Origin of the sequence: Nitrospirillum amazonense (genome assembly GCF_029594735.1) — a bacterium.
Lineage (GTDB): Bacteria > Pseudomonadota > Alphaproteobacteria > Azospirillales > Azospirillaceae > Nitrospirillum > Nitrospirillum amazonense.
Window position 1 is genome coordinate 209,252 of sequence record NZ_JARPAF010000001.1, and the last position, 20,559, is coordinate 229,810.

Annotated in this window: 18 protein-coding genes; 12 read left to right on the plus strand and 6 right to left on the minus strand. The window is 68.1% G+C overall.

Annotated features, from left to right (window positions below):
* Positions 1 to 160: 160 nt before the first annotated feature.
* Both P5F91_RS00760 and P5F91_RS00765 read right to left on the minus strand, forming a co-directional pair.
* On the minus strand, positions 161 to 1,192 hold the full coding sequence (locus P5F91_RS00760; RefSeq protein ID WP_277906152.1) for a DegT/DnrJ/EryC1/StrS family aminotransferase: 1,032 nt from the start codon (positions 1,190 to 1,192) through the stop codon (positions 161 to 163).
* Positions 1,189 to 2,367, minus strand: coding sequence for an acyl-CoA dehydrogenase family protein (locus P5F91_RS00765; protein WP_246134541.1), 1,179 nt, complete (start codon positions 2,365 to 2,367; stop codon positions 1,189 to 1,191). The genes P5F91_RS00760 and P5F91_RS00765 overlap by 4 nt, the downstream gene beginning before the upstream one ends.
* Before the next feature lie 181 nt (positions 2,368 to 2,548).
* On the opposite strand from P5F91_RS00765, the gene P5F91_RS00770 reads away from it, so the two are divergent.
* The gene (locus tag P5F91_RS00770; RefSeq protein ID WP_186454911.1) at positions 2,549 to 3,598 is read left to right on the plus strand and encodes a hypothetical protein; all 1,050 of its coding nucleotides are present in this window, start codon (positions 2,549 to 2,551) and stop codon (positions 3,596 to 3,598) included.
* An 11-nt stretch (positions 3,599 to 3,609) separates the two neighbouring features.
* Here the strand turns inward: P5F91_RS00770 and P5F91_RS00775 are convergent, their stop codons facing one another.
* Together P5F91_RS00775 and P5F91_RS00780 are read right to left on the minus strand one after the other, a co-directional pair.
* On the minus strand, positions 3,610 to 5,109 hold the full coding sequence (locus P5F91_RS00775; RefSeq protein WP_277906153.1) for a HesA/MoeB/ThiF family protein: 1,500 nt from the start codon (positions 5,107 to 5,109) through the stop codon (positions 3,610 to 3,612).
* Positions 5,102 to 5,380, minus strand: a complete 279-nt coding sequence (locus P5F91_RS00780; RefSeq protein ID WP_186454910.1) for a multiubiquitin domain-containing protein — start codon at positions 5,378 to 5,380, stop codon at positions 5,102 to 5,104. The genes P5F91_RS00775 and P5F91_RS00780 overlap by 8 nt, the downstream gene beginning before the upstream one ends.
* A gap of 171 nt (positions 5,381 to 5,551) precedes the next feature.
* On the opposite strand from P5F91_RS00780, the gene murA reads away from it, so the two are divergent.
* Positions 5,552 to 6,814 (plus strand): UDP-N-acetylglucosamine 1-carboxyvinyltransferase, encoded by a 1,263-nt coding sequence (gene murA / locus P5F91_RS00785; protein ID WP_277906154.1) that lies wholly within the window; start codon positions 5,552 to 5,554, stop codon positions 6,812 to 6,814.
* Positions 6,814 to 7,683 carry a glucosamine kinase nucleotide-binding domain-containing protein gene (locus tag P5F91_RS00790; protein WP_145612784.1) on the plus strand — a complete coding sequence of 290 codons (870 nt, stop codon included), beginning with the start codon at positions 6,814 to 6,816 and terminating at the stop codon, positions 7,681 to 7,683. The genes murA and P5F91_RS00790 overlap by 1 nt, the downstream gene beginning before the upstream one ends.
* A 3-nt stretch (positions 7,684 to 7,686) precedes the next feature.
* On the opposite strand, the gene P5F91_RS00795 is transcribed toward P5F91_RS00790, so the two are convergent.
* Positions 7,687 to 8,535, minus strand: coding sequence for a protein phosphatase 2C domain-containing protein (locus P5F91_RS00795; RefSeq protein WP_186454909.1), 849 nt, complete (start codon positions 8,533 to 8,535; stop codon positions 7,687 to 7,689).
* 225 nt (positions 8,536 to 8,760) lie between these two features.
* On the opposite strand from P5F91_RS00795, the gene P5F91_RS00800 reads away from it, so the two are divergent.
* From P5F91_RS00800 to P5F91_RS00815, 4 genes are all read left to right on the plus strand, one after another.
* The gene (locus tag P5F91_RS00800; RefSeq protein ID WP_277906155.1) at positions 8,761 to 9,759 is read left to right on the plus strand and encodes a radical SAM protein; all 999 of its coding nucleotides are present in this window, start codon (positions 8,761 to 8,763) and stop codon (positions 9,757 to 9,759) included.
* Positions 9,760 to 9,831: 72 nt separating this feature from the next.
* On the plus strand, positions 9,832 to 10,947 hold the full coding sequence (locus P5F91_RS00805) for an anhydro-N-acetylmuramic acid kinase (protein ID WP_211107116.1): 1,116 nt from the start codon (positions 9,832 to 9,834) through the stop codon (positions 10,945 to 10,947).
* Positions 10,948 to 10,964: 17 nt separating this feature from the next.
* Positions 10,965 to 11,408, plus strand: coding sequence for a SufE family protein (locus P5F91_RS00810; RefSeq protein WP_277906156.1), 444 nt, complete (start codon positions 10,965 to 10,967; stop codon positions 11,406 to 11,408).
* A gap of 34 nt (positions 11,409 to 11,442) precedes the next feature.
* A complete protein-coding gene (locus P5F91_RS00815; protein ID WP_277906157.1) occupies positions 11,443 to 12,285 on the plus strand; it encodes a HesA/MoeB/ThiF family protein in 843 nt (280 codons plus the stop codon).
* Here P5F91_RS00815 and moaD read toward each other — a convergent pair.
* Entirely contained in the window at positions 12,213 to 12,464 is a 252-nt protein-coding gene (gene moaD / locus P5F91_RS00820) for a molybdopterin converting factor subunit 1 (RefSeq protein WP_088874980.1), read from the minus strand. The genes P5F91_RS00815 and moaD overlap by 73 nt on opposite strands.
* A 130-nt stretch (positions 12,465 to 12,594) precedes the next feature.
* On the opposite strand from moaD, the gene P5F91_RS00825 reads away from it, so the two are divergent.
* The 5 genes from P5F91_RS00825 (at position 12,595) to P5F91_RS00845 (ending at position 20,545) form a co-directional block, all read left to right on the plus strand.
* Positions 12,595 to 13,749: a CaiB/BaiF CoA transferase family protein gene (locus P5F91_RS00825; protein WP_186454906.1), complete on the plus strand. Its 1,155-nt coding sequence runs from the start codon at positions 12,595 to 12,597 to the stop codon at positions 13,747 to 13,749.
* A gap of 31 nt (positions 13,750 to 13,780) precedes the next feature.
* The gene (locus P5F91_RS00830) at positions 13,781 to 15,019 is read left to right on the plus strand and encodes a cysteine desulfurase (protein WP_277906158.1); all 1,239 of its coding nucleotides are present in this window, start codon (positions 13,781 to 13,783) and stop codon (positions 15,017 to 15,019) included.
* A gap of 226 nt (positions 15,020 to 15,245) precedes the next feature.
* Complete coding sequence (locus P5F91_RS00835; RefSeq protein WP_145612776.1) at positions 15,246 to 17,978, plus strand: TonB-dependent receptor plug domain-containing protein; 2,733 nt, start codon at positions 15,246 to 15,248, stop codon at positions 17,976 to 17,978.
* A gap of 95 nt (positions 17,979 to 18,073) precedes the next feature.
* On the plus strand, positions 18,074 to 19,660 hold the full coding sequence (locus P5F91_RS00840) for a sodium:solute symporter family transporter (RefSeq protein ID WP_145612775.1): 1,587 nt from the start codon (positions 18,074 to 18,076) through the stop codon (positions 19,658 to 19,660).
* Complete coding sequence (locus P5F91_RS00845) at positions 19,661 to 20,545, plus strand: N-acetylmuramic acid 6-phosphate etherase (RefSeq protein ID WP_145612774.1); 885 nt, start codon at positions 19,661 to 19,663, stop codon at positions 20,543 to 20,545.
* Positions 20,546 to 20,559: the final 14 nt, after the last annotated feature.

Here is a 20,559-nt window from a genome sequence, read left to right on the forward strand (position 1 = left end):
CGGTGAGGGCGGGTCGACCACGGCAGACCTGCGTGAGCGCCTGGTCGGCATGCAGCGCGGCAGCCAGGCCCCGTTGGTGGATGGCTGGGTGCGCAAGGTCATTTGAGAAAGCGAACCGGGAAGGCGGGGGAGGGAACGCGCCTTCCCGGTTCAGGGGCCCTCACCCCGGGGACCCTTGATCGAGGGATGGGCGAGGGTAGTACAGCGGCACGCACCAGTGGTTCTTGGCCACCCACTCCGTGTTCGGCAGGTCGGCCTCCACCCCCATGATGCGGTGGCAGGGCAGCTCATAGACCTTGCCGGTGGAGGTGGGGATGTTCTGGAAGACGATGTATTTGTAGAAGCCGCTGCTCATGCCTTCCGGCAGGCGCACCCGGTCTGGGTACAGTGGGTCCAGCACGTCGCGGGCGTAGGCCTGCTTCCAGGCCACGATTTCCGGCATGCGTCGGATTTGCACGGTGCCGAAGGCGGCGCGGAACTCGTCCATGCGGTGGTTCAGGCTTTGCACCTTGTAGCCCGAGCCCCGGCCATAGTCGCGGTAGGACCGGGCGTGGCGCAGCACGTCCTCGTGGCGGCTGACCACCACGCCGCCCTCGCCGGTGGTGATGGTCTTGGTGGCGTAGAGGGAGAAGATGCCGGCATCGCCGAAGCTGCCCGGCTTCTGCCCGTTCCAGTCGGCACCCACGGCGTGGGCGCAATCCTCCACCAGGATGATGCCCTTGTCCCGGCAATAGGACGCGATCTTGTGGATGTCGAAGGCGATGTGGCCGCCGATATGGACGATAAAGGCCAGGGCCGGCCGGTGCCGTTCCGCCTTGGCCACGAAATCGTCGAAGGACCCGCACAAATCGTGCCGGTTACAGTCATAGAACACCACCTCGGCCCCAGACAACTGGGCGGCGCGGGGCGTGGCCAGGAAGGTGTTGGACGGGCACAGTACGGTGGCGCCACGTACCTTGAAATGGTCCAGCACGGCCATGGCGCCGCCGGCCCAATTGTCGAAGGCCACAGCCGGCAGCTCGTTCCACGCCCGCCAGGCAGCCTCGAACTCCTCCAGCTGGGCGGCGTGGCTCCATTTGTTGGAGCGCAGGATGGCCCGCCAGCGGCGCATGATCTCTTCCTCATCCCGGTCGTCGTAACCCAGGCTGAAGGGCAGGGGCGGGGAGGGGTTTTGGTCCGGCTGTCCGCTCAAAGCAAAGTATCCTTCACGTCCAGTTGGAACAGGTGAGCGCCCAGCGTCCGGCCATAGATCTCGTATTGGTTGGCGGCGTGCTGGCGGGCGGCCTGGATATCGGCACAGATGCGCCCCAGCGGGTTGGCGATCGACAGGGCGGAGGCGCCGGAGGCCTTGAACAGGCGCCGGGCCAGCCGGTCGCACCGCTCCACCACCGTGGTGGCCTGGACGCGATACAGCATGCGGTCGCCGATAGGCGCCTCCCGGCCCTGGCGGGCGTGGTCCAGCATACGGTCGAAATTGCCTTCGAGGGTGCGGGTCATCTCGTCCAGCTCGGCCGCCGCCTCGCCGCAGGCCAGCTGGGCCACCGGGTCGGCCAGAGGCCCGGGCCCGCGCCGCCGGTTGTGATCGATGAAGCCCTCCAGCAGCCCGCGCAAGCCGCCCAGCGCGGGGGTGGAGATGGCGCGGAACAGCATCTGCGGCAGGGGAATGCGGTACAGCGGCGCCGGGTTGACGGCCAAGCCTGGGCCGCCTGTCAGGAAGCGTTCCCGCACGCCGTGGCAGCGGTGGGCGGGGACGAAACCATCATCCACCGACACGTCATGGCTGCCCGTGCCGCGCAGGCCGATGGTGTCCCAGGTGTCGTGAATGCGCACGTCGGCCCGCGGTACCAGGAAGATGACATGCTCCTGCTCGTCCCCCTCCAGCGCCGCCATGGCGCCCAGCATGAACCAGTCGGCGTGGTCGGCGCCGCTGGAGAAACCCCAGCGGCCACTGAGGCGGAAGCCGCCCGGCACGCGCGCGGCCTTGCCCGCCGGCATGTAGCTGGAGGCCAGCAGCGCCGTCGGATCATCCCGCCAGACATCGTCCTGCGCCTCGACCGGCAGCAGCGCCAGGTGGAAGGCCACCATGCCCATGACGCCCTGCAGCCAGCCGATGGACATGTCCTCGGCGGACAGGGTGGCCTGCACGGCGAAGAAGGTGGCGGGATGACATTCGGCCCCGCCATAACGCCGGGGCTGCAACAGGCGAAACAGGCCGGCCCGCTTCAGGGCGTCGATCAGGGCGACCGGTGCGCGGCGCTCACGCTCCCCCTCCGCCTTCAGGGTGTCGATCAGGGGCAGCAACGCGTGGGCACGGTGCAGGATGCCGACGGGCAACAGGCCGTCAGCCACCGACGGCGCATCCAACACTGGTTCCAACCCTGTTTCCGGCATGGGGCCCGCCCCCCCTGTTTTTGTCCTGAACGGAAGGGCCGGCAACCCCGCCCGAGGCAGGCCGCCGGACCACTGGTTGCATACCATATGAATACCAGCTTGTCCAGGTTGGCCGGCCATGCCACCCTGGCGTCAGCGATCCGGCGGGGAGGTGAGCGTGCCCAACCTTGTCCTGAAGGCCGCCGTGGCCGATTACGGCCAACTGGCGGCGCGCGCCGCCTATCTCGTCTCCCAGGGGCGGCCGGTACGGCTGGAGCTGCACACCTTTGGGGAGCGGGACGTGACCTCCGCCGCCGGTCTCGCCCTCGCTCGGCGCAATATCGCCCGGTTGCGACAGGAATTTCCGGTGGATGCGCTGATCGTTCACATCCCGCCTCAGTCGGTGCCCCTGGTCACGCGCGTCGGCTTCGATGCCGACCAATGCCGCCACACCCTGGCCTTCGCGGCCGAGATCGGGGCCGGGGCCGTCGTCCTGCACCGCTATTTCGACATGGTTTTCGGCCAGGCCCCGCCCCGCGCCCGCGACCGGGATGAGGCCGCGCAGGGATTTGGAGAGGCGGTGCGCGACCTGGCGCGCCTGGCGGGCGGTATGCGGCTGCTGGTGGAGAATGTCGGCCACTATTCCCTGCTGCCCCGTGACGGCCGCAATTACATGACCGGGCCGCTGGACCACTTCTTCCCGTGGGAGATCGAGCGTTTCCGTGAGGCGTTGGTCCGTGACGGGCTGACGGGGGTGGAACCGTTCATCGACGTGGCGCACGCCACCCTATCGGCCAACCTGTTCAACCGCCGCCGCGCCCAGCCGCGCCTGACCGACGGCGACGCCCGTTTCGGCTGGATCACAGCCGATGACTTGGATCGGACGGCGTGGCTGGAACCCTTTGATTTCGTGGACGAGCGGATGAGCTATCTGCACGTCTCCGACGCCATCCGCCTGGACCCCCAGGCCTGCGCGGACCCAGGGCTGGATGCCGATACGCTGGTCAGCGCCATCTCTTCCGAGGGGTTGGAACTGGGCACCGGCAACCTGCCCTTCGTCGGCTTGCCGGCCCGCTTTGGCACCGACGGCGATCTGGTGCTGGAGGTGGAACCGGCGCCGGGCGAGGACTACGTGCATAATGGCGCGCAGCTGCGCTCGCTAGAGGCGCTGTCGGGCCACTTCGTCGGCTGCTCCTGCCACCGCCCGGCGGCTGGTCTGGGATTCTAGGGGGCGGCCCCTTACAGCCGGACCGGGGCCGGCCAATGGGCGGGCGGCTGGAATGGCGCCGCGTCGGCCGCCTGGTCGGCATAGCCGCGCGTGGTGGTGCAGCTGCATCCTGGCTGGGGCCGTTGCGGCCGATCCACGGCGCCCAGGCAATCCGACACCAGATCCAGTTGCAGCCGTTCGAAGGTGGGGGAGAAGCGGCCGGTCAGCCAGCCGATGACGAAGCCCGCCGCCAGCGTTCCGGCCGTGGTGGTGATGTAGCCCACGGTATCGATCTGCGGTACAGCGGTCAGGATGGGGTCCGGCCGCTCGCCACGTGCCGCCGCCAGGGCCGCCTGGTCGGCCGGGGCCAGTCGCTCCACCACCGGCAGCATCTCCTGCATCACCCGGGTGGCGGAGATCATGCCGCGGCAACGGGGGCAGGGGTCGGCCGCCAGGAAGCGGACGATTTGCACCAGCTGACCGGTGACGATGCCGTCGCGCCCCTCGATCAGGCCGCCGCAATCCACCGCGGGGATCAGGTAGCGGGTGGCGATGTCGGCCACGGCCATGCGGCTGGAATGCGCGTCGGTGCAGCCCATCAGCACGTCGGCCTGCAGCACGGCGTCCAACACCTCGGGCTGCGGCAGGCGGCCGTTGATGGCCTCCACCACCGTGCCGGGGGCGTATTCCGCCACCGACCGCTTGGCGATGGTGACCTTGGGCACGCGGTTGGCCACGTCGGCCGGGGTGCTGCCGTGCAGCCGTTCCAGATTGGACTCCGAGGCGTGGTCGCTGTCGATGATGATCAGGCGGCCCACACCGGCCCGCGCCAGGATGGGAATGGCGGCAGAGCCGGTGCCCCCGGCGCCGATGAGGGCGACGGTGGAGCGTTGCAGGCGCTGGTACGCCTCCTGCCCGAAGGCGCTGGTCAGGCGGGCCACCCGCTCCGGCGGGATGGGCGGCTCCGGCGGTGGTTCGCCTTGCGGCCAGGCGATCACGGTGGGATCCCGCTCCGCCGCCACGCGGCCGATCTCATGCCAGGCGCCGTCGTGGAAGATCCGGCCGTGGACGGCGGTGTCGCCCCCGATCTTGGAAACAATCAGGCTGACGAAGGGGCGGCCTGGGACCAGGTCGGCGAAATAGCCGGCCATGTACCGGTCCATCTCGTCATCCAGGGCGCTGGGCTTGGGCGCCACGCCGGCGGGATGGGCGTGGATGAAGCCGACGGCCAGCGGATGGCCCTCCGCCGCCAGGGCGGCGCGGCGTAGGGCGTTGGCCGTGATCTTGATCCCCGTCCCGCCACCCTCGATATCGCCCGGCTGCGGCGTGTCGATGGCGGCCAGCGTGACCGCCAGGTGGCCGCCCGTCAGCCGCCAGCCGAAGCGGGCGAAACAGCCGCCCTCCCGATCCGGCTGGCCGGTGAACACGGTGGCGAACAGCGCCTCCTTCTCCGGCGAGGCCAGGCGCAGCAGGCCTGCAGGGGCGACACGATACGGCTCCCCGCTGGGAGCGGTGCGGGCGCGCTCAACCATGCCCACCCATCACGAACTGGCGGGTGACCAGGAAGGTGTCGCCCGGGTGGATATCCACGGTGTCGGACAGGGGCAGGGCCACCCAGTCGCCGGATGGGTCGCTACGTTCAACCACTGCGTTGTCCGCCGGTACGCCCATCAGGGCGGCGATGTCGGCGGCGGTCACCATCTGGTTGCCGATGGCGAAGCGGCGGCGGTTGACGAAGATTTCGCAGGTGGCGCCGGCAGTATCGGCCAGGCCGGCTTGATCGGGGGCCTGATCTGGGGTCAAGCTTGGATGGATCGGTGTAGCAGGCATCGCGGGGGGACTTCTGCTCGGTCGATTGGGATCGCGGGAAGGCTAGCAGCATGAAACCAGTTTGTCACCACTTGGCGAACTGGCATGATGAATGGAACAGGCGCGCTGCCAGATTTGGTACGGGACTATGATGCGGAAAACCTCATGGATCGCTTGATCATCCGCGGCGGGCGGCGGCTGGCCGGCACCGTGGACATCGCCGGCGCCAAGAACGCGGCGCTGCCCCTGATCGCCGCCAGCCTGCTGAGCGACCAGCCGGTGACGCTGGCCAACCTGCCGGCCATCACCGATGTGGAAACCATGCTGGCGCTGGCGCGCGGCTATGGCGTGCGGGTGGCACGCGCCGACGCGCACCGGGTGACGCTGGACGCCGCCGCCGCCGTGAACGCCGAGGCGCATTACGACACCGTGCGCCGCGCCCGGGCGACGGCCCTGGTGCTGGGGCCCCTGCTGGGCCGTTTCGGCAGCGCCCGCGTCTCCCTGCCCGGGGGGTGCGCCATCGGTGCCCGGCCCATCGACCTGCACCTGAAGGCGCTGACGGCCCTGGGCGCGGCGGTGGAGGTCGATGGCGGCTACGTCACCGCCCGGGCGCCGCAGGGCGGCCTGGCTGGTGGCCGCATCGTCCTGGCCTTGCCTTCGGTGGGCGCCACCGAAACGGCCATGATGGCCGCCGTGACGGCGCGGGGCGAAACGGAAATCCTGAACGCGGCGCGCGAGCCGGAGGTGGCGGACCTCGCCGCCTGCCTGGCGGCCATGGGCGCGCATGTCGAGGGGGCGGGAACCCAGCGCATCCTGGTGCAGGGGCCGGCCATCTTGCGCCCGGCGACGCACACGCTGATTCCCGATCGCATCGAGGCCGGGACCTACGCCATGGCCGCGGCCATCACCGGCGGCCGGCTGGAACTGATCGGCGCGCGGCTGGACCATCTGGCGGTGCAATGCCAGATCCTGGAGCGGGCGGGGGTCAGCGTCTATCCCACCGACCGGGGCCTGATGGTGGAACGGGTGGGCCACCTGCGCGCCACCGATGTCGCGACCGAGCCCTATCCCGGTTTCCCCACCGACCTGCAGGCCCAGTTCATGGCCCTGATGTCGGTTGCGGAGGGGGCATCCATGATCCGCGAGACCATCTTCGAGAACCGCTTCATGCACGTGCCGGAGCTGGCGCGCCTGGGCGCCGACCTCACCCTGCGGGGCACATCCGTGCTGGTGCGCGGGGTCGAACGGCTGCGCGGTGCACCTGTCATGGCGACGGACCTGCGCGCCTCCGTCTGCCTTATCCTGGCGGGGCTGGTGGCGGAGGGGGAGACGGTGGTGAACCGCGTCTACCACCTGGACCGGGGCTATGAGGATTTGGCGCGTAAGCTGGTTCGCTGTGGCGCCGATATCGAGCGGGTGCCCGGCTGATGGACGACGCGCTGTACTTGGGCGTGGACGGCGGCGGTACCGGCTGCCGCGCGCGGCTGGAGGATGCGGCCGGCACCGTCCTGGGGCAGGGCATCGCCGGCCCCGCCGCCACCCGTTTCGGTATCGAGGCGTCGTGGCAGGCCATCGAGACGGCGGCCCGCCACGCCATTGAGGAGGCGGGGCTGGACGGGGCGCAGGTGGGTCGCATTCGCGCCGGAGTGGGCGTGGCCGGTATTGGCCGCAAAGGCGCCCGCGCGGCGCTGGAAGCCATCCACCACCCCTATGCCTCCATCGCCTTCACCAGCGACGCCATGATCGCCTGCCTGGGCGCGCACGGCGGCCGGGATGGCGGCATCGTCATTGTCGGTACCGGCACGTGCGCCATCGGCCGTGTCGACGGACGGGAGATGAAGTTCGGCGGCTACGGCTTCCCCATCTCCGACGAGGGCAGCGGCGCCTATCTGGGCTTGAGGGCCCTGCAGCACAGTCTGCGCGCCCACGACGGGCGCGAGGGCGGCAGCGTCCTGACGCGGGAACTGATGGCCCGTTTCCAGGATGACCCGGCAGAGGTGGTGCTGTGGATGGACCGATCGACCGCCACCGACTACGCTACCTTCGCCCCCCTGGTGCTGCGCCAGGCCGACCAGGGCGACGCCGTGGCCCGCCAGGTGGTGCAGGAGGCGGCGGAGCATGTGAACGGCCTGGTGCGGGCGCTGCTGTCGGAAGGGGTGCCGCGGGTCAGCCTGATCGGCGGCCTGGCAAGCGCCCTGGAGGCCTGGCTGGCCCCCGATGTGCGCCGCCGCTTGTCGCCCACCCTGGGTGACGCGATCAAGGGCGCTCTGGCGCTGGCGGGCCGCGCGCCAGACTGAGCGCTATTCCGGGTGGACCAGGATGAAGCTGGCGTCGTCCGCGCGCTTCAGCCGCAAATGGCCATGGTGGGGATCATCCATGGCCTCGATGCGGCGCAGGTCCCGCAGAGCGGCGTCCGCCTTGGCCTGATCGTCCCAGCCCAGGAAATCCTCCGCCGTCGCCTGGCCAAACATGTCGATGAGGCGCAGGAAGCCGTCACTGGCGAGTGCCACCGGGCCATTGCCCACCGGAATGGTCGCGCGGTCGACATGGGCCAGCGCCGCCGTGTCGGTGCTCAGCACCCAATAGCCGCCATCGACATTCATGAACTGACGGTTGGTCCGCAACTGCCCGACCACCCGCTCCCACAGGCCGGTGGGTGACAGGTCCGGCGCTTCCGCCAAGGCCAGGCGGGCGGCGGCCAGGGTGCGTTCCTCGAAAACCGGGATGGCGGAGGTGCCGAACAGGCGGGCTTGGCCGCCCGCGTCGCGGTGGATGATCTGGCAGTCGCCCAGGGTGGTCATCTCCAGCCGTTCCCCCAGGCGCCGCAGCAGGGCGAAGGCGGCCGACGGCCGCTCGTGCCGCGCCCGGGGCGTTCTTGCCGTGGCCTGGGCGTAGCCTTGGGCGCAATCCTCCACCACTTGGCGCAACACGGTGTCGGTGGGAAGTCCATCGCCATCCGGAATGCGCCGGCGCAGGGCACCGTCCACTTGGCGGGCAAACCAGGCGGCGTCGCTGAGGCCCTCGATGGTGGCGCCGCTGACGCCTGTGGCCCCGTCGATGACCCATGCCCAGCCGCCGCAATGGCCGGCCACATCCTCATTGGCCGACGTGCTGCCGGCATCCGAAATCAGCGCGCGAACCTGGAACAACTGTGCATCTCCCTCTCTGTCGGTCGCGAAGGCCTGGGCCGGCCCGCCGCTGCTTTCCGCGATCCGGGGCAGTTTCTTCGTCCGCTGAAATTTTTTCCACCCGTACCGTGTGAATTTAATGATGTCATCATGGTATTAATCTGGTACACATCTGGTCACGACATCCTTCCCGCCTGGGGCTAACGGGCCGCCCCTGTATGACAATAAAACGGTCGGAGGTGTACGTTGTTTAAACCACTGCATGACCAGTCTGATCAAATACATCCAATTTGGCTGTGGCTGGATCCGACCAGCCGGTGCAATTTGTCATGCCGCCTTTGCTATACGAAGCAAAGCCATGGGAAATTGGATCTGGAGCCAGATGATCTTGAACAAGTGTTGATAAAACTCGCCACGTCACCGACGATGGAGGTCAAGGGAATACACCTGAATTGGCGTGGAGAGCCCCTAATGAATCCCCGTTTCGCTGAATTGTTGGCGATGACGCGGCGGCTTTTGCCACACTCCCCACTCCAATGGCATACCAATGGCACCCTGCTGACGCCCAAACGGGTTAGGGAAATTCTGGCGGTGCCTTACTCCCACACCATTTACGTGTCCATCGATGGCGGCAACCAGGCCAGCCATGACCTGAACCGGGGTGAGGGCTCGTTCCAGAAAACGATAAAGGGACTGCGCGCGCTGCTGGACGCGCGCGGCCGGGACCACGGCCATGTCCGGGTCGGCGTCTACCAGATCGACCTCAACGAACCGCTGGAGGAGTATGATCCGGAGTTCCTGGAGCTGGTGGCGCGGGTGGACAACCACGTGAAGGTCACGCCCCTGTTGCCGGGCGGCGCCCACCACAAGCTCCGGGAGCTGGACGACCTGGAAAGTGACGAGGCGCTGCACCGGCGCATGTCGCAGGACATCAACCCGTCCCTGCCCGTGCCCACCGGCGCCTGCTTCTGGGCCGGCCACACCCTGTGCATGGCCCCGGATGGCGAGACGTCGATCTGCGTGATCAGCCACGGCGCCCAGGGCGTCGTCGGCAACCTGATGACGGAGACGGCGGAAACCGTGGTGGGCCGCGCCGTCGATTTTCGCCGCCGCATGGCGGAGGACGGGCGACAATCCATTCTGCTCTGCGCCGGCTGCCGCAAGCCGGAGGGCGAGATCCACGCCAAGCATACCGCCGCGTTGCGGCGTGCGGATGGGCGCGAGCCCGCCCGCCAATACGCCTGACGCCGGGATGGTGCGCGGGCGTGATACAGTGAAGAACCTTTGGGAACTCAGGGAGATTGATGAATGCAACCGATGTGGGCCATCGGCCTGATGACGGGCACAGTGCTGGACGGGATGATCGATATCGCGTGCATCCGCACGGATGGCGTCCATGTGTTCGACTTTGGTCCTTGGAAATTGGCCCCCTACCCGACGGACCTGCGCGGCCTTCTGGGGGAGGCGGTGGCCCAGGCGCTCACCTGGCGGTTTGAGGGCGCGGAGCCCCCGATTTTCGCCGAGGCGGAACGGGCCCTTTCCCGCGCTCAGGCCGAGGCGGTGGCCCAGTTCCTGGCTGAGAACGGCATGCGGCCGGACGAGGTGGCGGCCGTCGGCTTCCACGGCCAGACGGTGCTGCATCGCGCGCCGGTTCCCGGCCGCTTCGGCGACACCCGCCAGCTGGGCGACGGTCAGCTGATGGCCGACATCCTGGGCATCGACGTCGTCTATGACTTCCGCACCGCCGACATGCGCGCGGGCGGCCATGGTGCGCCGCTGTCCGCCAGCTATCATGCCGCCCTGCTGAAGCGTGTCCACGCCGGGCCCGAGGTCGCGGCCCTGAACCTGGGTGGCGTGGGCAATGTCACCTGGTGGGACGGCAAGGACCATTTCGAGGCCTTCGACACCGGCCCGGCCAATGGTCCCATCAATGACTGGATCATGCGCCACGGGGCTGGGGAGATGGATGTGGACGGCGCCATCGCCCGGCGCGGCCGGGTGGATGAGGCGCGGCTGGCCCGCCTGCTGGACCACCCCTACCTGTCGGCGGCATATCCGAAGTCGCTCGACCGCTACGACTTCACCGCCGACATGGCCGACGGCCTGTCGCTGGAGGATGGCGCCGCCACCCTGACCGCCTTCACGGCGGGTACGGTCGGCCGCTCGCTGGACCTGCTGCCCACCCGCCCGACCAAGCTGATCGTCTGCGGCGGCGGCCGCAAGAACCCGGCCATCATGTCCGCCCTGGGCGAGCGCGCCAAGGTGGAGGCCGTGCCGGCCGAGGCGGTGGACTGGCGCGGCGATGCGGTGGAGGCAGAGTGTTTCGCCTATCTCGCGGCCCGGGTGCTGGCCGGCCTGCCCATCAGCTTCCCCAAGACCACGGGCGTGAAGGCGCCCATGACCGGGGGCATCGTGGCGCGCCACGCGCGCTGATGAGGGAAGGCGGACCCATGACCGACCTGGCCGAACCCACCACCTCCAGCGCCACGGAGATCGACGCCGTCGCCGCGGCGCTGGAGGCGGAGTTCGCATGTCTGGATGACTGGTCCGCCCGCCTGAAGCATCTGATGGACCTGGGCCGCGCCCTGGAGGGCATCCCGCCAGCGGACCGGCGGGAGCAGGACCAGGTGACTGGGTGCCAGTCGCAGCTATGGCTGGTCATCCAGCGTACGCCGGCGGCCCTGCATATCCGGGCGGATTCCGATGCCCTGATCATGCGGGGCCTGCTGGCCCTGGTGCTGCGGCTGTACGACGGGCGGCCGCCCACCGCGATTTTGGCCCACAGCCCGGCGGTGCTGGACCGGCTGGCCGTTGGGCGCAACCTGGCGCCCAGCCGGGCCAACGGCGTGCATCTGATCGTGAAGCGCATCCGTGAGGCCGCCGCCGCGGCCTGAGTAATTAAGAAAACCGGAACCGGAGGCTTGGGTGATGTCGACCGTTCCCGATGAGGCCAGTTTCTACCGGCGCCAGGTTGTGTTGCCTGAGATCGGTGCCGCTGGCCAGGCCCGGCTGAAGGCTGCGCGCGTGCTGGTCATCGGCGCCGGCGGCCTGGGTTCCCCCCTGCTCATGTACCTGGTAGGGGCGGGGGTGGGCACGCTGGGCTTCGCCGATTTCGACTGTGTCGAGCCGTCCAACCTGCACCGTCAGATCCTGCACGGCATCGACCGGTTGGACATGCCCAAGGTACAGAGTGCCGCCCTCACGCTGGCCCGCATCAACCCGCATGTGCGGCTGGTGGAACACGCGGTGCCGGTGAACGCGGAGAACGCGGACGCACTGGTGGCCCAGTACGACGTCGTGGCCGACGGCTGCGACAACTTCGCCACCCGCGACGCGGTGCATGCCGCTTGCCGCCGGGCCCGGATCGTTCTGGTCAGCGCCGCCGTGCAGCTGGCAGACGGCATCCTGACCACCTTCAAATCCCATTTGGGGGGCCCGCACCCCTGCTTCCGCTGCCTCTATCCCGAGGTGCCGGCGCTGGCGCCCAGCTGTTCGGAAATCGGCGTGCTGGGCCCGGCGGTGGGCGTCATGGGTGCCCTGCAGGCCATCGAGGTGATCAAGGAGATTCTGGGCGTTGAGCCCAGCCTGTCCGGCACCCTGGCGATGTACGACGCCTGGAGCTGCGACGTCACCAAGGTGGAGCTGCCCCGCCGGGAGAACTGTCCCTGCTGCGGGGCGGCCCAGGAAGGAAATGCCGGTCAGCCGCCGGTGACGGGTGGGAACAGGACCACCTCATCCGTCGCCGTCAGCGGATGCGATTTCTCGACATAGCGGCGGTTGACGGTGTAGCGCAGGCTGCCCTGCGCGGTGGCGATTTCCGCCAAGGCCGGATGCCGGCCAGATAGGTAATCGATCAGGTCGTTCACCGTGTTACAGTTCTGCGGCAAGTCTATTTGTTCCGATGCAGTGCCGGTCTTGGCGCGAAGCCAGGAAAAATAAGCGATGCGCATGGCTGCCTCCTGTTTCGGATACTATTGCTCATCAGCATGATGATTTCAATAACTCATCGTGTTTGGTCGTTCTATAGAAAAAGGCGAGGTGACTATGCTGGGATCACTTGACGGTATTCGCGTTCTTGACATGACGCGATACATCGCCGGTCCGTTCTGCGGCCAGCTAATGGGTGATTTGGGCGCCGACGTGGTGAAGGTGGAACGCATCGACGGGGGCGAGGATGGCCGCCGCGTGGGGGAGGCCGTGGCCGGCGACACCCTGTTCTTCCTGTCCGCCAACCGCAACAAGCGCGGCTTCGCCGTCGATTTTCGCGACCCCGATGGCCAGGCCCTGATCCGCCGCCTGGCGGCCAAGGCCGACATCCTCATCGAGAATTTCCGACCGGGCACGCTGGAGGGCATGGGCCTGGGCTGGGATGTGCTCAGCGAGGCCAACCCCGGCCTGATCCTGGTGCGCGTCACGGGCTTCGGGCAGAAGGGACCGCTGGCCCAGCATCCCTGCTTCGACGGCGCCGCCCAGGCCATCAGCGGCATCATGAGCATGACCGGCGCCCATGACGGCCCGCCCACCATGTCCGGTGTCTTCGTCTGCGACTACACCACCGCCCTCTACGCCACCATCGGCGCCCTGGCCGCCCTGCAGGCGCGGGGGAAGACGGGGCGGGGCCAGGTGGTGGAGGCGACGCTGATGGACAGCGGCATGGCGCTGATGACCACGGCCATCCCGGAATATCTGCTGAACGGGGCGGAGCCGCCGCGCCTGGGCAACCGCGACCGCTACCTCTCGCCCTCGCACTGCTTCCGCGCCCGTGATGGTGTCTGGATCTACGTCGTGGCCGGCAACGACGCCCACTTCCCCCGCTTCGCCACGGCCATGGGCATGCCGGGCCTGGTGCAGGACCCGCGCTTTTCCACTTTCGTGGCGCGCAACGCCAATGTCGGCCTGCTGGAGAGCATCATCAACGAATGGGCGCTGACCCTGGACGGCGAAGCCATCCTGGCCCGCCTGCATGAGGCCGAAGTGCCGTGCGAGCGGGTGGCGACCATCGCCGATGTGGTTACCAATCCCCAGGTGGTGGCGCGCGAGCAGATCATCGACGTGCCCCATCCCGTCCTGGGCTCCGTCCCCTTCCAGGCGCCGGCCGTGCGCCTGTGGGACACGCCCACCAGTGTGCGCCACGGCGCCCCGGCGATCGGCGAGCACAGCGGCGACATCCTGAAGGAATGGCTGGGCGCCGATGATGATGAGGTCGAGCGGCTGCGCGACCGGGGCACCATCTGAACGGCCGGCGGGCCAGGGAAGGGAGGTGGTGATGGACGGAACCGTGACGACCCCATACGACGTCGATCGCCTGCGCGCCGACTTCCCCATCCTGTCGCTGGAGGTCGAGGGCGGGCCGCTGGTCTATCTGGACAATGCCGCCTCGGCGCAGAAGCCGCGCGCGGTGGTGGAGCGCATGACCCAGGCCATCTACGCCGAATACGCCAATGTCCATCGCGGGTCCCACACCCTGGCCAACCGGGCGACGGACGGGTTCGAGCGGGCGCGGGACAGCGTGCGCGCCTTCCTGAACGCGGGAAGCGCGGAGGAGATCGTCTTCACCAAATCGGCGACGGAGGCCATCAACCTGGTGGCTCACGCCTTTGGCGAGGCGGTTATCCAGCCGGGGGACGAGATCGTGCTCTCGGTCATGGAGCATCACGCCAACATCATCCCCTGGCATTTCCTGCGTGAACGTCATGGCGCCGTCCTGAAATGGGTGGATGTGGATGACGAGGGCGGCCTGGCGCTGGAGGCGGTGGAACGGGCGATGACGCCCCGGACGCGGCTGGTGGCCATCACCCACATGTCCAACGTCCTGGGCACGGTGACGCCGCTGCGCGACATCGTGCGCCTGGCCCACGGCCGGGGCATCCCCGTGCTGGCCGATGGCACCCAAGGGGCCGTCCACCTGGGTGTGGACGTGCGCGACCTGGATGTCGATTTCTATGTCCTGACGGGTCACAAGCTCTACGGCCCCACCGGCGTCGGCGCCCTCTACGGCAAGGCGGCGTGGCTGCGGCGGTTGCCGCCCGTGCTGGGCGGGGGCGAGATGGTGCGCCAGGTGACACGCGACACCGTCACCTATGCCGACCCGCCCCACCGGTTCGAGGCCGGGACCCCGCCCATCGTCGAGGCCATTGGCTTGGGCGCCGCACTGGACTATCTGCGCGGCGTGGGGCCTGCCGCCATCGCCGCGCATGAGGCGGGGTTGCTGGCCTACGCGCAAGGGCGTCTGGCCGCCATCCCCTCGCTGCGCCTGATCGGCACGGCGGCGGGGAAGGGGCCCATCGTGGCCTTCACCCTGGGCGGCGCCCATCCTTTGGACGTCGCCACCATCCTGGACGGCTTCGGCGTCGCCGTGCGCGCCGGCACCCATTGCGCCCAGCCGCTGCTGGCCCGCTTCGGTGTCACCGCCACCTGCCGCGCCTCCTTCGCGCTGTACAACACGCCCGCCGAGATCGACCGCTTGGCCGACGCCCTGCTGGCCGCGCGGGACATGCTGGCCTGACTGGTCTTAGGTGCCTGGCGTCAATGTAGACCAATAGAGTCCACCCCTTGGTGGGCATCTCTCTCTGCCGACGCAGATCTATCCGGAATCCCTTCGCTTTATTGCTCGCATGGTAGGGAATCTGCAACGAAGCGCTTGACGTAAGATGGCTTTGATTGGTATTAATTCACCAGAGATATGCCGCAAAGTGGTATGTCCACGATCAAAAAACAGGGGGGCTTGGAGCATGCGGAACAAACATTGGCGTGCCGCGCTGGCGGCACCGTTGCTTTTCCTGCCGGTGCTGGCCGGCAACGCCTACGCGCAAACCGCCGCCTCGGCCGGCGCCGAGCCGGCGGATTCCGGCCTGGAAGAGATCGTGGTGACGGGCACGCGCATTCCCCGGCCCAGCCTGACGGCGGCCAGCCCGGTGGCCTCGACCTCGTCCGAGGATATTCGCCTGCAGCAGGCGCTGACGGTGCAGGATTTCTCCACCAAGCTGCCGCAGCTGGCGGGTGGCGTGCGCGCCTCATCCCAGGGCAGCGACGCCTTCGGCGCCCAGGTCTTCGACCTGCGCAACTTCGGGCAGAGCCGGTCGCTGGTGCTGATCGACGGCACCCGCGCGACCCCGTTCAGCTTCCGCAATTCCGTCGATGTCGGTAGCATCCCGGTGGCGCTGATCAAACGGGTGGATGTGCTGACCGGCGGTGCGGCGGCGGTCTACGGCGCCGACGCCGTGGCCGGCGTGGTCAACTTCATCCTGGACCGCGATTTCGAGGGCATCGAGGGCACGGTCACGGACCGCAGCGCCCAGCATGGCGGCTCCGAATACGGTGCCGACCTGACCTTCGGCGGCAACATCAACAACGGGCGCGGCCATGTCGTCGTGGCCCTGAACTACACCAAGCGGGATGAGGTGGATTCCGGGTCGCGCAAATGGGCGCTGACGCCGGCCAGCACCATCCCCAATGTGGGCGGCGTCTTCACCGACGTGGCCAGCGGGCGCAAATTCGGCTTTGATTCCAGTGGCCAATTCACCACCAGCCCGTCCGCCACCTCGAACATCAGCAGCGAATACCCGCTGATCGAGCCGCTGAACCGTTACAACGCCACTGCCCTTTACCACTATGACCTGTTCGACAATGTCGAACTCTACGGCCGCGCCATGTACACCCGCGCGAAGACGGAGGAGTCGGGCACGCCCGGCCCCAATCCGCCCTCCATCGACCAGGTCGTTTCCATCAGCCAGAACAACCCCTTCCTGACGCCGCAGATCGCCAACCAGCTGACCTTCGTCAACGGCACGGCGCAGATGCGCATCACCCGGTCGCTGGCCGAGCTGGGCCTGATCACCTATCACACCGATCGCGAGACGGAGCAGATCCAGACCGGCCTGCGCGGCGACATCACCAAGAACATCAAATGGGACGCCTATGTGCAGTACGGCCGTTCCACCGAGGACTCGCCCATCACCGGTGATGGCCTGGTCACCAGCGCCGCCGGCGTGAACAATGTCGCCTCGCTGGCCAACACCATCGACTTCTTCGGTCCCAACCAGTCCAGCGTGAAGCAGCTGGGCCTGACCTTCGATGCCTTCCATCGTACCCGCGAGCAACTGATCGGTTCGGGCGTGCTGAGTGGCACCTCGGCCGACCTGTTCTCCCTGCCGGCGGGCCCGGTGGGCTTCTCGCTGGGCTATGAGTACCGCAACGAGACCGGCAACTACACGCAGGATTCCGCCCTGCTGACAGGCAACACCTTCCGCCAGGGTGTGCAGGCCGCCTACAGCGGCAGCTTCGACGTCAAGGAAATCTACGGCGAATTGCTGGTGCCGGTCCTGAAGGACCTGCCGCTGATCAAGGGCTTCGACGTCGGCGGCGCCTATCGCTACTCCGAGTACTCGCTGTGGGGGGCCGACGGCACGCCCAAGGGCGAATTCACCTGGACGGTGGATGACAACATCCGCTTCCGCGGTACCATGCAGCGCGTCATCCGCACGCCGAACTTCAGCGAATACGCGGCCGCCACCTCGTCCCTGCCGTTCAACAACCTGGTGACGGTGGCCCGCCTGGCGCCGCGCTACGCCGGCGATCCTTGCGTGCTGGGCACCGGCAACGCCGCCCAGTGCGCCCGCTTCGGCGCGCCGGCGGTGGGCTCCACCAACTCCTTCGCGCCGTCATACCTTGAGGGCCAATATTTCTACGGCGGCAATGCCAACATCCAGCCGGAAACCGGCCAGACCAAGACCATCGGGGCGGTCATCACCCCCACCTTCATCCCCCACCTGAACATCACGGTGGACTATTACCAGCTGAACCTGACCGGGGCGATCGGCGTCATTCAGCCGGTCAACGCCCTGACCAGCTGCTACATCACCAACCCGACGGCCAACAACCCGCTGTGCAAGCTGGTGTCGCGCAACCCGACCAACGGCCACCTGGCGAACGCCTACGTCAACAACCAGAACCTGGGCCTGCTGGACCAGAAGGGTTTCGACATCGGCATGACCTACTTCGTGGAGCCGGACTGGCTGCCTGGTGCTGGCCTGCAGTTCGCCTACCAGGCCAATATCGTTTCCACATACCTGTTCCAGCCCAACGCCGCCGTGGCCACCCTGGAATGCGCCGGCACCTACGGTGCCACCTGCTCCAGCGACGGCACCACGCTGGTGCAGCCGGACTACCGCCACAACGCCAGCGTCAGCTGGTTGTTCGATGACGCCATGGTCCGCCTGGCCTGGACGCGCATCGGCTCCGTGCGCAACAGCGCCCCGGGGCAGAACGGCACCATCGCGGCGCAGAACTACTTCGACCTGACGGGCTCGTACAAGCTGACCAAGGACATCTCGGTGTCCGGCGGCATCCAGAACATCCTGGACAAGGACCCGCCCTTCGTCGCCGGCGGCGTGTTCAACACCTTCCCCGACACCTACAATGTCGAGGGCCGCGTGTTCTCCATCGCGCTGACGTTCCGCCAGTAAGGGGAAGTTGGCGGGCATCGCCATCTGGTGGTGCCCGCCGACGGCCGCAAATCGAAGGGTCTCCCGCATCGGGGGGAAAAGGTTTTGGGGGTGGTATGAGTGGCGCTTTCTCCGGCTTGGACTGGGCGGTCGTGGGCCTGTATTTCCTGGCCATCGCCGGCGTGGGCTACGCCGTCAACCGGCAGGACAGCGGTGACGCCCGGGATTATTTCCTGGCGTCGGGACAGGTTCCGGCCTGGCTGGCCGCCATCTCGGTCCTGGCCACGACCCAGTCCGCCGCCACCTTCCTGGGCGGCCCCGACTTCGGCTATCGCGGCGATTTCACCTATCTCAGCACCTTCCTCGGCGCCTTCCTGGCGGTGGTGATCGTCGCCCATGTCTTCATCCCGCGTTTCTACGCCCAGAACGTCACCACGGTGTATGAACTGCTGGGCCGCCGTTTCGGCGCGGCGGCCATGAAGGCGGCGGGCGGCATGTTCCTGGTGGGCCGCATCATCGCCGGCGGCGCCCGCCTGTATCTGGCGGCCATCGCCGTGGCCATGATCATCTTTGGCACCGTCACGGCGGCCAATGTGTCCGTCGCGTCTGCCTTCCTCATCCTGGCGTCCTTCCTTTTCGCCTTTCACAAGGGGCTGAAGGCCATCGTCTGGATCGACCTGCTGCAGTTCATCGTCTATGTCGGCGCCGCCATCGGCATCACGCTGCTGCTGCTGCACCGCCTGGACATGCCGCTGGGAGACATGATCCAGGCCCTGTCGGCAGCCCCGGATGGGGCCCAGGGCGGGCATGACAAGCTGCGCCTGTTCGACCTGACGGCCAGCCTCTCCGCCCCCTTCAGCCTGTGGGCGTCGCTGACCGGCATCGTGCTGCTGTTCATCGGCAACTATGCGCTAGACCAGGACACGACGCAGCGCCTGCTGGCCTGCCGTGACGCGCGCACCAGCGCCAAGGGCCTGTACCTGTCCATCGCCGCCGCCATCCCCATCGTCTGGCTGTTCATCGCCATCGGCAGCCTGCTCTACCTGTTCTATCGCGGGCCCGCGGCGGCCGGCGCCGGCCCCGCCCGCGCCTTCCAGGGCGAGGACATCACCGTCCTCATGCACTTCATCCTGACGGAGGCGCCGGCCGGCATCCGCGGCATGATGGCCATCGGCGTCATCGCCACGGCCGTGGGTACCACCATGTCGGCGTTGAACGCCATGTCGTCGGTGCTGATCCAGGATTTCTACCGCCCCTGGCACGCCGCCCGGCACCAGGCCGGTGAACACCATTACGTCATGGCCGGACGCTTCGGCATGGCGGCGGTCAGCGCCGCGACGCTGGTCATGGCCATCGGCTCCTACTACTGGCAGCACTACACGCGGGCGCCGCTGCTGGACTTCGTGCTGTCGGTCATGAACTTCGCCTACGCCGGCCTGCTGGGCGTCTATTTCACCGCCCTGTTCACCAACCGGGGCTCCAGCGTCTCGGTCATGGTGGCGCTGGCCGGCGGCTTCCTCGTCGTGCTGGCCTTGCAGCCGGCCGTGGCCCGGGCCCTGTCCCTGCCGGCGGGCCTCCAGAACCTCGCCTTTCCGTGGCAGCTGTGCGTGGGAACGCTGGCCGCCTTCGCCCTATGCGCGTGCGGGCGCGCCGTCCGCCAGACGGATGGCGCCACGCGGCGCGCGCGCCTTCAGGAGATTTGAATGTCCACCGAAACCTACGGCCGACGCTTCGTCGAGATCGCCGAATGGCCGACCAAGGTCGCGCTGGAGGCGATGCTGGAGGGCCAGCTCGCCGCCGTGTCCTCCGTTTACGGCCAGCTGGACCGCATCGCCGCCGCCAGCGAGGCAGCTGCCGAGCGGCTGCGTGACGGGGGGCGCATCGTCTACATGGGTGCCGGTACCTCCGGCCGCATCGCGGTACAGGACGGTGTGGAACTGACCCCCACCTATAATTGGCCGGCCGACCGCCTGGTGTTCGTGCTGGCCGGCGGCACCCTGGCCGTGACGGAAAGCGTGGAGGGGGCGGAGGATGATGAGGCCGACGCCCGCGCCCAGATTGCGGCGGCGGCCCTCGGTCCCCACGACGTCGCCATCGGTGTCGCCGCCAGCGGCCGCACGCCGTTCACCGTGGCGGGCATCGAGGCGGCGCGGGCCGCCGGCGCCCTCACCATCGGCATCGCCAACAACCCCGGCAGCATCCTGTTGAACGCCAGCGACCACCCCATCCTGGCGGAGACGGGGGGCGAGCCCATCGCCGGCTCCACCCGCATGAAGGCGGGCACGGCGCAGAAGGTGGTCCTTAACCTTTTATCCACGACAATGATGCTAAGACTAGGGCTGGTCTATCGCGGCCTGATGGTGGACATGCGTGTTTCCAACGAAAAGCTGGCGCGCCGTGCCTGCGGTATCGTACAGGAATTGACGGGTGTCTCCGAAGTAGAGGCGGAGGACGCGCTGAAGGTTTCGGACTATAACATCCGCAAGGCCGTCCTTGTCGCTTCGGGCCGCCCCCCGGCGGAGGCCGACGCACTCTTGACCCTGTATCCCAAAGACCTGAAGTCGGCCTTGGCCCACGGCCCCCTTTGACGTGTAATCTCCCC

What these genes read in the sequence shown, in the direction of transcription:
- P5F91_RS00775 (WP_277906153.1), bottom strand. Translation starts at nt 5,109, where the DNA reads ATGGTTGAGCGCGCCCGCACCGCTCCCAGCGGGGAGCCGTATCGTGTC.
- murA (WP_277906154.1), top strand. Translation starts at nt 5,552, where the DNA reads ATGGATCGCTTGATCATCCGCGGCGGGCGGCGGCTGGCCGGCACCGTG.
- P5F91_RS00790 (WP_145612784.1), top strand. Translation starts at nt 6,814, where the DNA reads ATGGACGACGCGCTGTACTTGGGCGTGGACGGCGGCGGTACCGGCTGC.
- P5F91_RS00805 (WP_211107116.1), top strand. Translation starts at nt 9,832, where the DNA reads ATGTGGGCCATCGGCCTGATGACGGGCACAGTGCTGGACGGGATGATC.
- P5F91_RS00810 (WP_277906156.1), top strand. Translation starts at nt 10,965, where the DNA reads ATGACCGACCTGGCCGAACCCACCACCTCCAGCGCCACGGAGATCGAC.
- P5F91_RS00815 (WP_277906157.1), top strand. Translation starts at nt 11,443, where the DNA reads ATGTCGACCGTTCCCGATGAGGCCAGTTTCTACCGGCGCCAGGTTGTG.
- moaD (WP_088874980.1), bottom strand. Translation starts at nt 12,464, where the DNA reads ATGCGCATCGCTTATTTTTCCTGGCTTCGCGCCAAGACCGGCACTGCA.
- P5F91_RS00825 (WP_186454906.1), top strand. Translation starts at nt 12,595, where the DNA reads ATGACGCGATACATCGCCGGTCCGTTCTGCGGCCAGCTAATGGGTGAT.
- P5F91_RS00830 (WP_277906158.1), top strand. Translation starts at nt 13,781, where the DNA reads ATGGACGGAACCGTGACGACCCCATACGACGTCGATCGCCTGCGCGCC.
- P5F91_RS00835 (WP_145612776.1), top strand. Translation starts at nt 15,246, where the DNA reads ATGCGGAACAAACATTGGCGTGCCGCGCTGGCGGCACCGTTGCTTTTC.
- P5F91_RS00840 (WP_145612775.1), top strand. Translation starts at nt 18,074, where the DNA reads ATGAGTGGCGCTTTCTCCGGCTTGGACTGGGCGGTCGTGGGCCTGTAT.
- P5F91_RS00845 (WP_145612774.1), top strand. Translation starts at nt 19,661, where the DNA reads ATGTCCACCGAAACCTACGGCCGACGCTTCGTCGAGATCGCCGAATGG.